The organism is Pseudomonas caspiana (assembly GCF_040224095.2).
Lineage (GTDB): Bacteria > Pseudomonadota > Gammaproteobacteria > Pseudomonadales > Pseudomonadaceae > Aquipseudomonas > Aquipseudomonas caspiana.
On sequence record NZ_CP167995.1, the window covers coordinates 2388807 to 2401291 of the forward strand.

12 protein-coding genes are annotated in these 12485 nt (G+C 57.9%); 8 read left to right on the forward strand and 4 right to left on the reverse strand.

Annotated elements, in window-relative coordinates:
• Positions 1-44: 44 nt before the first annotated feature.
• Positions 45-1154 (forward strand): efflux RND transporter periplasmic adaptor subunit, encoded by a 1110-nt coding sequence (locus ABRP31_RS10960; protein WP_349970674.1) that lies wholly within the window; start codon positions 45-47, stop codon positions 1152-1154.
• On the forward strand, positions 1151-4222 hold the full coding sequence (locus ABRP31_RS10965) for an efflux RND transporter permease subunit (RefSeq protein ID WP_349970675.1): 3072 nt from the start codon (positions 1151-1153) through the stop codon (positions 4220-4222). The genes ABRP31_RS10960 and ABRP31_RS10965 overlap by 4 nt, the downstream gene beginning before the upstream one ends.
• Before the next feature lie 64 nt (positions 4223-4286).
• Here the strand turns inward: ABRP31_RS10965 and ABRP31_RS10970 are convergent, their stop codons facing one another.
• Both ABRP31_RS10970 and ABRP31_RS10975 read right to left on the reverse strand, forming a co-directional pair.
• The gene (locus ABRP31_RS10970) at positions 4287-4706 is read right to left on the reverse strand and encodes a GFA family protein (RefSeq protein WP_349970676.1); all 420 of its coding nucleotides are present in this window, start codon (positions 4704-4706) and stop codon (positions 4287-4289) included.
• 350 nt (positions 4707-5056) lie between these two features.
• Complete coding sequence (locus ABRP31_RS10975) at positions 5057-5455, reverse strand: 4-oxalocrotonate tautomerase (protein WP_349970677.1); 399 nt, start codon at positions 5453-5455, stop codon at positions 5057-5059.
• Positions 5456-5561: 106 nt separating this feature from the next.
• On the opposite strand from ABRP31_RS10975, the gene ABRP31_RS10980 reads away from it, so the two are divergent.
• Both ABRP31_RS10980 and ABRP31_RS10985 read left to right on the forward strand, forming a co-directional pair.
• On the forward strand, positions 5562-6440 hold the full coding sequence (locus ABRP31_RS10980) for a LysR family transcriptional regulator (RefSeq protein WP_349970678.1): 879 nt from the start codon (positions 5562-5564) through the stop codon (positions 6438-6440).
• A 309-nt stretch (positions 6441-6749) separates the two neighbouring features.
• Positions 6750-7031: a hypothetical protein gene (locus ABRP31_RS10985; protein WP_130910228.1), complete on the forward strand. Its 282-nt coding sequence runs from the start codon at positions 6750-6752 to the stop codon at positions 7029-7031.
• Positions 7032-7414: 383 nt separating this feature from the next.
• On the opposite strand, the gene ABRP31_RS10990 is transcribed toward ABRP31_RS10985, so the two are convergent.
• Positions 7415-8296 (reverse strand): AraC family transcriptional regulator, encoded by an 882-nt coding sequence (locus tag ABRP31_RS10990; protein ID WP_087268068.1) that lies wholly within the window; start codon positions 8294-8296, stop codon positions 7415-7417.
• A gap of 138 nt (positions 8297-8434) precedes the next feature.
• Here ABRP31_RS10990 and ABRP31_RS10995 point away from each other — a divergent pair, with 138 nt between their 5' ends.
• Genes ABRP31_RS10995 through ABRP31_RS11005 form a run of 3 tightly spaced genes read left to right on the forward strand, consistent with a single transcriptional unit; the run spans position 8435 to position 10588 of the window.
• Positions 8435-9178: an SDR family NAD(P)-dependent oxidoreductase gene (locus tag ABRP31_RS10995; RefSeq protein WP_087268071.1), complete on the forward strand. Its 744-nt coding sequence runs from the start codon at positions 8435-8437 to the stop codon at positions 9176-9178.
• Between the two features lie 34 nt (positions 9179-9212).
• Positions 9213-9614 carry a VOC family protein gene (locus tag ABRP31_RS11000; RefSeq protein ID WP_349970679.1) on the forward strand — a complete coding sequence of 134 codons (402 nt, stop codon included), beginning with the start codon at positions 9213-9215 and terminating at the stop codon, positions 9612-9614.
• Complete coding sequence (locus tag ABRP31_RS11005) at positions 9611-10588, forward strand: trans-acting enoyl reductase family protein (RefSeq protein WP_087268077.1); 978 nt, start codon at positions 9611-9613, stop codon at positions 10586-10588. The genes ABRP31_RS11000 and ABRP31_RS11005 overlap by 4 nt, the downstream gene beginning before the upstream one ends.
• Before the next feature lie 20 nt (positions 10589-10608).
• On the opposite strand, the gene ABRP31_RS11010 is transcribed toward ABRP31_RS11005, so the two are convergent.
• Entirely contained in the window at positions 10609-11487 is an 879-nt protein-coding gene (locus tag ABRP31_RS11010) for an AraC family transcriptional regulator (protein WP_087268079.1), read from the reverse strand.
• Between the two features lie 192 nt (positions 11488-11679).
• On the opposite strand from ABRP31_RS11010, the gene ABRP31_RS11015 reads away from it, so the two are divergent.
• Entirely contained in the window at positions 11680-12429 is a 750-nt protein-coding gene (locus ABRP31_RS11015; RefSeq protein WP_087268082.1) for a glucose 1-dehydrogenase, read from the forward strand.
• Positions 12430-12485 lie beyond the last annotated feature (56 nt).

The window sequence follows — 12485 nt, forward strand, 5'->3', positions numbered from 1 at the left end:
ATAGAGAATTGGATTCCTTCTCACTTACTGAAGTAAGGGATCCCATGTTCCGGCCCAGCTCCGCAATCCTTGTCGTTGGCTTGCTGCCTTTCCTATTGGCAGCATGCGGCGAGTCCTCGAACGTACGCGACCCGCGCAACCAACCTCCACTGGTGAGGACGGCGACGGTCACCAGCGCCGTTGATCCATCTCGCTCGTTTACCGGGGTCGTGGTTGCTCGTGTTCAGAGCGACCTAGGGTTTCGAGTATCCGGGAAGGTGCTGGAGCGTCTGGTTGATACGGGCCAGACCGTCAAGCGTGGTCAACCGCTGATGCGCCTTGACCCTATCGATCTTGATCTGCAATTCCGCGCCCAACAGCAAGCCGTTGCGGCCGCCGAGGCGCGTGCGCGGCAGACGGCATCTGACGAGGCCCGTAATCGAAATCTGATCGCGTCAGGCGCCATTTCCGCGTCGACTTACGACCGGATCAAGTCCTTGGCCGACACCGCAAAAGCAGAACTGAGCGCTGCGCAAGCTCAAGCCAACGTTGCTCGCAATGCTGCGGGTTACTCGTCATTGCTGGCCGATGCCGACGGAGTGATCGTAGAAACCCTGGCCGAACCCGGACAGGTTGTCAGTGCAGGGCAGGCCGTAGTGAGGCTGGCGAAAACAGGGCAGAGGGAGGCCGTCGTCTACCTCCCCGAAACACTGCGTCCGGTACCAGGTAGCCAAGCTCGGGCAAGGCTGTACGGTAGTGATACGAGCGTCATTCCTGCAAGATTGCGACTTCTCTCTGACGCTGCGGACCCGCTCACTCGTACTTTCGAGGCCCGGTATGTGCTCGAAGGCGCACATGCCGACGCGCCGCTGGGTGCTACGGTCACCCTGAGCATCGCTGATGACGGGGCTGGCGGGCCTGCGCTTGCGGTTCCCGTGGCGGCTATCCATGACCCCGGCAACGGACCGGGCGTCTGGGTTGTTTCAGGCGTACCTGCAACGGTGACGTGGCGCGCAATTCAACTGCTGGGTTTAAGTGATGAATCGGCACGCGTCAGTGGCAGTCTCGAGCCCGGAGAGCGGGTTGTGGCGCTGGGCGCACATCTGCTCCATGACGGTGATGAAGTACTGGTGTCGCAACCAGGCTCTAATGGCATAGCAGGGGCAAGGCAATGAGCAGCGGTCGCTTCAATCTTTCCGCGCTTGCCGTTCGCGAACGGTCCATCACGCTGTTCCTGATTATCTTGATCGGGGTGGCAGGCACGCTGTCATTTTTCAAGCTGGGACGTGCAGAGGACCCGCCGTTTACCGTTAAGCAGATGACGATTATTTCCGCCTGGCCTGGCGCCACTGCGCAGGAAATGCAGGACCAGGTCGCAGAGCCGCTTGAAAAGCGTATGCAAGAACTCAAATGGTATGACCGAAGCGAAACTTACACCCGTCCAGGTCTGGCGTTCACCATGGTTTCACTGCTGGATAAAACGCCGCCTTCCCAAGTGCAGGAAGAGTTTTATCAAGCGCGCAAGAAACTGAGTGATGCTGCGCGCACGCTGCCATCCGGTGTTATCGGTCCGATGGTCAATGATGAGTTCTCGGACGTGACATTCGCTCTCTTTGCGCTAAAAGCAAAAGGTGAGCCTCAGCGGTTACTGGTTCGCGACGCCGAATCACTGCGTCAACGTCTGCTGCATGTGCCCGGCGTGAAGAAGATCAACATCATTGGGGAGCAAACCGAGCGCATCTTTGTGTCGTTTTCCCATGAGCGGCTGGCGACACTGGGTATTTCGCCACAGGACATTTTCTCGGCACTGAACAGCCAGAACGTTTTGACACCTGCCGGTTCGATTGAGACCAGCGGACCTCAGGTGTTTTTGCGCCTGGATGGCGCCTTCGACACGCTTGAAAAGATCCGCAATACACCCATCGTGGTCCAGGCCAGAACACTGAAGCTTTCAGACGTTGCGACTGTTGAGCGCGGGTATGAAGACCCGGCAACGTTCATGGTTCGCAACCAGGGTGAACCGGCTCTGCTATTGGGAATTGTGATGCGCGAGGGCTGGAACGGTCTGGACCTCGGTAAGGCGCTGGATGCCGAGACGCTGAAAATCAACGCAAGCATGCCGTTGGGTATGACGTTGTCGAAGGTCACCGATCAGTCCGTCAACATCAGTTCCGCCGTTGACGAGTTCATGATCAAGTTCTTTGTTGCGTTGCTGGTGGTGATGCTGGTCTGCTTTCTCAGCATGGGCTGGCGAGTGGGCGTGGTGGTCGCGGCGGCTGTGCCACTCACCCTTGCTATCGTCTTCGTGGTGATGGAGGCGTCGGGCAAGAACTTTGATCGTATAACCCTCGGCTCACTGATCCTGGCACTGGGGCTGCTGGTGGACGACGCCATTATTGCCATCGAAATGATGGTGGTGAAAATGGAGGAGGGCTACGACCGTATCAAGGCCTCAGCGTACGCATGGAGCCATACAGCGGCACCGATGCTGGCGGGTACGCTGGTCACTGCCGTTGGCTTTATGCCTAACGGTTTTGCTCAGTCAACTGCGGGTGAATACACCAGCAACATGTTCTGGATTGTGGGCATTGCATTGATCGCCTCGTGGGTGGTCGCAGTGGTTTTTACGCCGTATCTGGGCGTGAAAATGTTGCCTGATATCAAACCCGTAGAAGGCGGTCATGCCGCTATCTATGACACTGCTCACTACAACCGCTTCAGACGAGTCCTGACTCACGTCATCGCGCGCAAATGGTGGGTAGCAGGCGCGGTCATCAGCGCATTCGCCGTGGCGATCATCGGCATGGGACTGGTTAAAAAACAATTCTTCCCGACCTCGGATCGTCCGGAGGTATTGATCGAAGTTCAGATGCCATATGGCACGTCTATCGAGCAAACCAGCGCCACGACGGCGAAGATCGAAGCGTGGCTGCAACAGCAGGATGCAGCAAAAATCGTCACGTCTTATATCGGCCAGGGTTCGCCGCGTTTTTATCTGGCGATGGCACCGGAGCTGCCTGATCCATCGTTCGCCAAGATCGTAGTGTTGACCGACACTCAGGATGCCCGCGACTCTCTCAAGCACACCATCCGCGAAGCTGTTGCCCAGGGCTTGGCGCCTGAAGCGCGGATTCGGGTCACGCAGTTGGTATTCGGCCCTTACTCACCCTTTCCTGTTGCTTACAGGGTGATGGGACCCAACCCCGACACACTGCGCGACATCGCCAGGCAGGTAGAAACCGTCCTGATGGCGAGCCCGATGATGCGCACAGTCAACAGTGATTGGGGGCCTCGCACGCCAACACTGCATTTCTCTCTGGATCAGGACCGGTTGCAGGCAGTCGGGCTAACGTCCAGCGCAGTTGCCCAGCAATTGCAGTTTCTGCTTTCGGGAGTTCCCATTACTGCTGTGCGCGAAGACATTCGATCGGTCGAAGTGGTGGGGAGGGCAGCCGGAGATATCCGTCTGGACCCGGCAAAGATCGAGGGTTTCACACTGGTAGGTTCTGCTGGTCAGCGCGTACCTCTGTCCCAGATTGGTGAAGTGGGCGTGCGAATGGAAGACCCCATCCTGCGCCGCCGTGACCGTGTGCCAACGATCACGGTACGGGGCGATATCGCCGAGAATCTGCAGCCTCCGGACGTGTCAGCCAATATCATGAAGGCGCTGCAGCCCATCATCGATAGCCTTCCTGACGGTTACCGCATTGAGCAAGCCGGATCGATCGAAGAGTCGGCGAAAGCCACCGTGGCACTGGCACCTTTATTCCCGATCATGATCGCGATCACGTTGTTGATCATCATCCTTCAGGTGCGTTCGATGTCGGCGATGGTGATGGTGTTTTTGACGGCGCCACTTGGGCTGATTGGCGTGGTTCCGACCTTGCTGTTGTTCGGCCAGCCATTCGGGATCAATGCCCTTGTGGGGCTGATTGCGCTGTCCGGCATCCTCATGCGCAATACATTGATCCTGATCGGACAGATCGATCAAAACGAAAAAGAAGGGCTCGATCCTTTCCATGCGGTGGTAGAAGCGACTGTCCAGAGAGCGCGCCCAGTGCTGCTCACCGCACTCGCGGCGATCCTGGCCTTTATCCCGCTGACCCATTCGGTATTCTGGGGCACGCTGGCCTACACCCTGATTGGCGGTACTTTGGGCGGCACCGTCATGACACTGGTGTTCCTGCCTGCCATGTATTCCATCTGGTTCAAGATCCGGCCAGAGGGCAAACCGCTTGCGTAACATGATGCCTGGTGTCCATTGCACGCAACGCACTGACTTTGTTTGGCAGAACAGGCCGTAATAATCAGCCCGACGCGTTGCTCGGTGGCTCGCGGTCGGCTGGATGGTTGACCCCGTCGCTGGTCTTGATCTGCCCCAGATCGTATGGGTTCACGCCTTCCAGGCAGCCGAGGTTGTAGCCGTATTGATCCGGTGAAGAGCGCCGCTGGTGATGGGTATAAATCCCGCAGTTGCCGCAGAAATAATGCTGCGCCGTGCGGGTATTGAATTGATAGAGCTTGAGCTGGGTCTGGCCTTGAATGATCTTGATGCCATCCAGCGCAACCGTGGCAACGATGGCACCTTTGCGGCGACACATCGAACAATCGCAGCGTCGAGGATCGACAATGCCGTTTGGTAAGTCGAGTTCCAGCAACACCGCGCCGCAGTGGCAGGAGGCGCGGTGTTTGAGTTTGATTTCAGTGGGGCCGACTTTCTTGATCACGGGCTATTCCTCCTGAGGTAATTCAACAGGGTAGCCGTTTAGAGTTAATGGTGCACACGTCGGCCAGCAGACATAATTTCCGCGAACTCATTTGCAAAGAGGCCGGTATTCCGTCGGACTTATGAGAGGTTCTATGTTTGCCCGCAAGCTGATTGACGACGTGGGACCGGCTTTAGCCGGGAAGAGGCCGGGACAGACGATGAATCTTCATCGGCAGAAATACCGTTTTCCCGGCTAAAGCCGGTCCCACGTCATTAGTGATTCCTGTGGGAGCAGAGTTTGCTCGCGATAAGCGCACCGCACATATCAGGCAGATTGCATTCAACCTCATCGCGAGCAAACGTTGCCTGTCAAACGCCGGCTTGCTGGTGACGCCATTCCTGGGTGTGCCCGCCATAGCCGTAAGCGGCTGCGCGCGCATCGACGAGATGCACGTAAGACACGTCGTGCAGGCCAGGCATCAATTGCTTCAGCGCGGCATGAACCTGTGCCAGAAACAGCGCCTTTTCCTTTTTGATGTTGGTCTCATCGGTGATGCTGATGACCAGGTGAAACGCACTTCCCCCAGTCACCGACAAGGGTTGGCCGGCGATGAACCAGTCTTCATCAGCGACGTATTGAACGGTCGTCGCCATGAGTTGAGGTTGTTTGCCCAGCACCTCGGCAGTGAGCTGATTAATCAGCGCCATCGCTTTTTGACCGAGATCGGGGTTGCGTGGGCCAGATAACTGAAGCGTGACAGAAGGCATGACGGTATCCTTTCGGTGGGGTGATGATTGCCATTTTGAGAGCACTCCTTCCATTGGAAAAGCCGTATGATGCGATAGTTATCGTCGTTTTTTCGGATGGATAAACATGCGTGGTTTTGATTTCGAACAGCTCAGAACATTGGTAGCGGTCGTCGATGCGGGCAGCATTTCAGCGGCTGTGCCCACTCGATTTCTGTCGCAGTCCTCACTGAGCGAGCAGTTGCGCAAACTTGAAGAGGCCTCCGGCGGGCAACTCCTTGTTCGCAGCAAGAGGGGGGTGCAAATGACCGCAGCGGGCGAGCGCATGGTGGCCCACGCGCGCAAGATACTGGCGTTGTCCGATGCGGCATGGCGTGACATGCACGGCATTGCGCTTGAAGGCGAACTCAATCTCGGCATCTCGGATTACTTTAGACCGAGTCATCTCATGGGCCTGCTGAACCGAATTGCCCAGCAGCATCCAGGCTTAAGGATTCGCACTCAGGTGGGCAAAAGCGATGAGATGATAGCCGCCTACCGCAACGGTGCCCTCGATCTTGCAATCGTGATGCGGATTGCCGGCTCTGCGTCCGGGACACTCAACGACGCTCGCGTGCTTCGGACCGAGCCGCTGATCTGGGTCATGGCCACCGGGCAACCCCTGTCGAGTGAGCAGAAGACTCTTGAACTTGCTTTGTTGCCTGAGACCTGTTCGCTGCACCGGCTGGTACGTCAGCAACTCGACCTGCATCGACGGCCCTATGTCATTGCGCATATCGCCTCAGGCGTCGCGGGCTTACAGGCTGCCGTTGGGGCAGGGCTGGGGATTGGCTGCCTCAACGCCTCGGCCTTGATCGAGCCGGACATGGTGCAGGCGCCCAAAGGCGTTTTGCCCGCGCTGCCTGATGCTGAATTTGTGTTGCTTGAGGCCGGGCAAGACGATCCGAAGGCACGTGTGCGACTGCGATCAATCGCTGAGGTTATTGCGGGGACGCTGGCGGCGTAATGTAAGAAGGGACGGACGTTGTGGGGGGAAATTGGCAGTGGTTACCTCAGAGATCGACGGCTTTGGATCCTGAACGTACGGGTGTGACGGGCTGTTTCTCGCCGATTGCGGTTCTGTGCGACGGGCAGCAATCGACCCAGGCTGTCTGAAAACGTCAGCGTCGATAGGGACGGGGCGTATCTACGTGAAGTCCGTAGATATACGGAATCATCTTCACTGCTCTGGAAGTCAGTTCTTACGACATTGGTTAAAGGATTTCTTGAGTTCATCGGTATCATTACTCTCGCCCCTCTCAAATCAGGTCATGCCATGAACCAAAACCCTATGGAATCCTGCCCCCGCTGTGGATCCGTCCAACACGTCAGACCAAAGGGAATTCTGATAGGAGCAGCAAGCCCAAAAAAACGCTTCAATGGGGAAGAAAAAGCAGGCTATCAACGCTTGGATCAGCTAGCAGTTGATGAATGCAAGCCTGCCCTTCTGAAAGCAGCGCCGCTGGAGCAGCTGGTTGATGGGTTTTATTGCGATCATTGCGGGGTGGGTTTTGTAACAAGTGAGATTGTACAAGGTGTCGACCGAACATCGCTCTAGAGACGATTATGGGGTTTGTTTAGATCGAAACGGCTTTTCATACCAGGTCCGTCTGTGGAGGATCTCGGCTGCACTATTTGCCGCCCTAAGAGTTCTTGTGCGACACGCTTGATTTGTTCCCGTCAAGCATAAACGCTATAGAGTAGCGAGTCTTACGCGCGGGAGTGTAGTCCAGGTCAACCCTTAGTCCGTTTCTGCAACATACTTTCCGCCGGCCCCAGCCTCACGTGCTTGCCATACTCCGGACTCCATTCTTTGAGAGAGTACTCCCGTAACTGATTTTCATAGCTGTGGCGTGAGATTTGTGTGGAGTCTGACTGACTGCTGTTGGCCGATAGCTGTCAGTCACAGCCACCAGCGGTATTCGGCTCAATCGCCTGCTATCACTCTCGCTTTCCATGGATCCTGTTCGCATCCTGCGAGGGAGGAAGCCCAAATAACTTTGCATAATCACGGCTGAACTGCGTCGCGCTTTCGTAGCCGACCTCGAAAGCAGCCGCCATCACACTCTTCGCATTCGCCACCATCAGTGTTCTGGCCTGAAGCAATCGCACGCGTTTCTGATACTGCAACGGGCTCAGGTTGGTGACAGCCTTGAAGTGGCGGTGAAACGCCGAGACGCTCATCGACGCTCGTTCGGCCAGGCGCTCTACGCCAATGGGCTGGGCGAAATCGCGGCGGATCCACTGGATCGCGAGGTTTACACGGGCCATTGCGCTGTCGGGGGCCGCGATCTCTCTCAGCATCCAGCCAAGGGGGCCCTGAAGCACGCGGAAAATGATCTCCCGCTCGTACGCCGGGGCAAGCGCGGCGATGGCATCGGCATCACCCATGAGCCTCAACATTCGAACCCACGCGTCCATGAGTTCGGTGGTCATTGATGCGACCGAAAATCCTGGGTGAGCGTCGACGCGGCTGGCAGGTTTGGGCAGGTCGGCGAACAGCGTGGACAACACTGCTGGGTCGAGTGTCAGGCTTACGGCCAGATACGGTTCCCCGGTTTCGGCAGGGTGCACCGAGCCCGCGGCAGGCAGGTCGATGGACATCACGAAGTAGGTCGCGGGGTCATACCGCAACGTGCGGTCGCCCACGGTCATGCTTTTGCTGCCTTGCAAAATCACGTTGATCATCGGGCCATAGACCGCCGCGAGCATGTGCTCGGGGATCTTGCCCTTGACCATAGCCACGCGAGGAATGCCGGTTTCGGTTCGCCGATTTTCAGCCTTGGCCGCGAGTGACCTGAGTTCGTTTAGATGATTGTCCATGCCATGCATGCTGAGGGCAGAGGCTGGTGTGCTGCAAGCAAAAAGCAGAAACAGGCAGGTTTCGAACAGGAACGGGTGCGTTCAGCGCCACGGTGATCAGTACGCTGTGTCCTCATTCGAAGTCCTGAGGATCAGTACATGAGCGTTATCGTCATTACAGGTGGGAGTCGCGGGATCGGCGCCATCGCCGCCGAGCATATTGCTCAACGGGGCATGGGCGTCATCCTGACCTACAACCGTCATGCGCAAGAGGCAGCGTCGGTCGTCGAGCGCATTGAGCACACAGGAGGCAAGGCGGTTGCGCTCAAGCTCGATGTGTCTGACGTTGCAGGCTTCTCCGGGTTTCGCGAATTAGTGACACTTGCCCTGCGCGAAACCTGGGGCATCACCATGCTGAATGGTTTGGTCAACAATGCCGGGTATGGTCTGTTCACCCCTTTGGCCAGCGTCACCGAAGCGCAGTTTGATGGCCTGCTCAATGTGCATCTTAAAGGCCCGTTTTTCCTCACGCAGACATTGCTGCCGCTGCTGGCAGACGGTGCGAGTATCGTCAACCTGACCAGCGCGACCACTCGCGTGGCCACGGCGGGCGTGGCGCCTTACGCCGCGTTCAAAGGCGGGCTGGAGGTGCTCACGCGTTACATGGCCAAGGAGTTTGGCGAACGACGGATTCGGGCCAACGCCGTGTCCCCCGGCGCGATCCGTACCGAACTTGGCGGCGGCTTGAACGACGAGTTCGAGGTCTTGCTTGCGGGGCAGACTGCGCTCGGCAGGGTAGGTGAACCGGAGGACGTCGCGCGCGTGATTACCAGTTTGCTGTCGCAGGACGGTAGCTGGATCAATGCCCAGACCATCGAAGTCGCGGGCGGCTACAGCATCTGAGCCGCCCGCAGCTACACCATTTGAGGATTACGCAATGCTGGATCATGTCTTTTTGTCGGTCAGCGACATCACCCGTTCCATCCGTTTCTACGAAGCGGCCTTGACCACGTTGGGCATTACTGCCCGCCTGGACTACGACGGCAAAGATGGCCCGCCGGGGCATGCTGACCTCAAAGGCTTCGGCGCCAATGGCCGGGTGTTTTTCTGGCTGCGTGAGGGGATCGTTGAAGGACGGGCCGCCCATGTGGGTTTCGTCGCCAAGAGCAAGGCTGAGGTGGACGCCGCCTACGCCGCAGCCATGAAAGAGGGCGCGGTCGATAACGGCGCACCAGGTGCGCGTCTGCACTACGACCCGGATTACTACGCTGCCAATGTGCTGGACCCGGATGGGTACAGCCTCGAATTCGTTTATAAGAAATGGCAGCACGTCCAATGAGCATTCTTCTGATTTACGGGGCCACCGGCTATACCGGTCGCATGGCCGCTGAACGGGCAAAAGCGCTGGGCCTGCGGTTCGAAATCGCCGGGCGCAATCACGCGCGTCTGGCGGCACTCGCTGCGCATCTGGACGTGTCGTTTCGGGTATTCGATGCCGATACGGATGCAGCGGGCGCGTTGTCCGGTATCTCTGTCCTGCTCAATTTCGCTGGCCCCTTTGCGCACACCGCAGAGCCGTTGATGCGTGCCTGTATCAATGCCGGGGTCGACTACCTGGACATTACGGCCGAGATTAACGTCTATCTGCTGGCCGAGCGGCTAGGCGCAGAAGCCGCTTCGCATCACGTCATGCTCTTGCCGGGTGTGGGTTGGGACGTCGTGCCGACCGATTCGCTGGCAGTGCATGTCGCCAAGCGTGTCGCACAACCTTTAGCGCTGAGCATTGCGCTTCAGGTCCCAGGCTCGATGTCCCGTGGCTCGGCCATGAGCGTCAGCGAAATCATTGCGGCAGGTTTGCTGGCGAGGGTCGACGGCGAACTGGTCGCTACACCTGATGCAACGCCGCGTTATTTCGATTTCGGTGACGGCCCGGTCCTTTGCGTGCCGCTGTCGTTTGGTGATCTGGTGACGGGTTGGCATTCGACCGGCATCCCGAACATCGCGATGTTCGTGCACATTTCAGGCGACGCATTTCCAGAAGGCGATCTGGCGCAACTGCCCGATGGTCCGACGCCGGAGGAAAGGGAGGCCCATCGCGCTCGTGCAGTGGCTGAGGTCATGGGGGCTGACGGGTCAATTGCGCGGTCTGTGATCGAGACCGTAAACGGCTATTCCTATACGCCACTTGCCGCTGTGGAGGCCGCGCGGCGGGTACTGGAAGGCGAACGTCTGCTGGGGTTCGCTACACCCGCTAACGTATTCGGTAGCGGGTTTGCCGAGAGCATTCAAAGTACGCAGATCACCGATTTCTGAGGTGGCTCAACCGACTGCTATCAGTCTGTGGCAGGGAGGTGAGACTTGAATTTCGCCGCATCGCGCGCAGGGGGCAGACCAAACAATCTTGCGTATTCACGGTTGAATTGCGAGGCGCTTTCATAGCCCACGGCATAAGCGATTGACGTCGCGTCCAGAGTGTCGAACAGCAGCAGCCAGCGCGCCCTGAGCAAGCGCAGGCGTTTCTGGTACTGGATGGGTGTCATGGCTGTCACTGATTTGAAGTGCCGATAGAAAGCGGCAACACTCATGTCCGCCATGAGTGCCAGCGGCTCTACCCGAAACGGCTCGGTGTAGTGGTCTCGAATCCATTGTGTGACGCGGCGGATCTGCGTCATCCGCCCATCCGGCCGCGCGACGTCACGCAGAATGCCACCCAGCGGTCCCTGCAAGGCGCGGAACAGAATTTCCCGTTCGATCATCGGCGCCAGGATCGCAGCCTCGTGGGGATGATCCATGAGCCGCATCATGCGCAGCCACGCATCGATCATTTGCGCAGGGGCGAGGACGCCCTCAAAACAGGTACTCTGCGGTGGTCTCGACGTCTTGCCTTCGTCCATCAACAGCGTGGCGATCACATCCGGGTCCAGCGTCAGGCTGACCGCCAGATAGGGCTTGTCAACCCCGTCTGCGTGAATCTGTCCCGTGGCAGGCACATCCATAGGCACCAGAAAATAGTGGCCTGCCGGATATCTGGAAACTACTTCCCCAATCGACAAGGTTTTGGTGCCCTGAAGTACCAGGTGCAGCATCGGTTGATAAACCTGACTCGCACAGGCCTCGGCACGCACCATCGTTACGCGGGGTAACCCGGTCTCGGTCCACTTGTCTTGCGCTCGCATCACGATGCGGCGCAGTTCTGCCATTGATTGGTCCATGCCGCCCACCGTGAGTCATATCCCAACGCATGGCAAGCCAACTGAGAAGAATAGGCAAGTATGTGCGATTTACCGGCAAACGTCGGCGCCCTCGTTGCCTGAATACTGAGGGCAAGCGGCGCGTTGCCTTGCGGTTTTTCATTGCCAATGACCGACGCAGCCATTTGTCACGCAACTTCCAAAGGGCACCTCATGAAACTCGAAGGGAAAATAGCGGTTGTCACCGGCGCATCCAAAGGCATCGGCGCCGGGATTGCCAAGGCTTTGGCGGCGCAGGGCGCAACGGTCATCGTCAATTACGCTACCAGCCAGGCGGATGCCGATGCCGTCGTTGGCTGGATCGGGGCCAGCGGCGGATCAGCGTTCGCCGTGCAGGCAGACATGAGTCAGGCGACCGATGTGGTGCGCCTGTTTGAAACGGTTCGTGAGAACTACGGCACTCTGGATATCCTGGTCAACAATGCCGGTGTAGCAGTGTTCGAGATGATCGATGACCTGACGGAAGAAGCCTTCCATAAGCAATTCAACCTGAACGTGCTGGGCTATCTGCTGGCGGTGCGTGAGGCCGTCAAACTGCTCGGGCCCAATGGCAGCATCATCAATATCAGCTCGATCCTCAGTACCGACCCCTATCTGGCGTCGAGTGTGTACTCGGCTACCAAAGGCGCGGTCGATACCTTGACCTTTGCCCTGGCCAGGGAGTTGGGCGCGCGGGGCATCAGGGTCAACTCGATTCTGCCAGGCCATACGCACACCCCGGCGACTGATGGGAATTTTGCCGGTGAGTTCGGAGAAAAACTGGTGGCTGGAACCCCGCTGGGACGTTTTGGGGAGCCTGAGGACATTGCACCATTGGCGGTGTTTCTGGCATCTGAAGATTCGCATTGGGTAACCGGCGAATCCATCCGTGCTTCGGGCGGTGTTCGTGGTGTGGGGTACTGACTTGCCTGGCTAAATCCGGGTAATAAACATCTCTATCCAGAGCAAGCGGCGTTGGG

What these genes read in the sequence shown, in the direction of transcription:
- ABRP31_RS10960 (WP_349970674.1), top strand. Translation starts at nt 45, where the DNA reads ATGTTCCGGCCCAGCTCCGCAATCCTTGTCGTTGGCTTGCTGCCTTTC.
- ABRP31_RS10965 (WP_349970675.1), top strand. Translation starts at nt 1,151, where the DNA reads ATGAGCAGCGGTCGCTTCAATCTTTCCGCGCTTGCCGTTCGCGAACGG.
- ABRP31_RS10975 (WP_349970677.1), bottom strand. Translation starts at nt 5,455, where the DNA reads ATGCCTTCTGTCACGCTTCAGTTATCTGGCCCACGCAACCCCGATCTC.
- ABRP31_RS10980 (WP_349970678.1), top strand. Translation starts at nt 5,562, where the DNA reads ATGCGTGGTTTTGATTTCGAACAGCTCAGAACATTGGTAGCGGTCGTC.
- ABRP31_RS10985 (WP_130910228.1), top strand. Translation starts at nt 6,750, where the DNA reads ATGAACCAAAACCCTATGGAATCCTGCCCCCGCTGTGGATCCGTCCAA.
- ABRP31_RS10990 (WP_087268068.1), bottom strand. Translation starts at nt 8,296, where the DNA reads ATGGACAATCATCTAAACGAACTCAGGTCACTCGCGGCCAAGGCTGAA.
- ABRP31_RS10995 (WP_087268071.1), top strand. Translation starts at nt 8,435, where the DNA reads ATGAGCGTTATCGTCATTACAGGTGGGAGTCGCGGGATCGGCGCCATC.
- ABRP31_RS11000 (WP_349970679.1), top strand. Translation starts at nt 9,213, where the DNA reads ATGCTGGATCATGTCTTTTTGTCGGTCAGCGACATCACCCGTTCCATC.
- ABRP31_RS11005 (WP_087268077.1), top strand. Translation starts at nt 9,611, where the DNA reads ATGAGCATTCTTCTGATTTACGGGGCCACCGGCTATACCGGTCGCATG.
- ABRP31_RS11010 (WP_087268079.1), bottom strand. Translation starts at nt 11,487, where the DNA reads ATGGACCAATCAATGGCAGAACTGCGCCGCATCGTGATGCGAGCGCAA.
- ABRP31_RS11015 (WP_087268082.1), top strand. Translation starts at nt 11,680, where the DNA reads ATGAAACTCGAAGGGAAAATAGCGGTTGTCACCGGCGCATCCAAAGGC.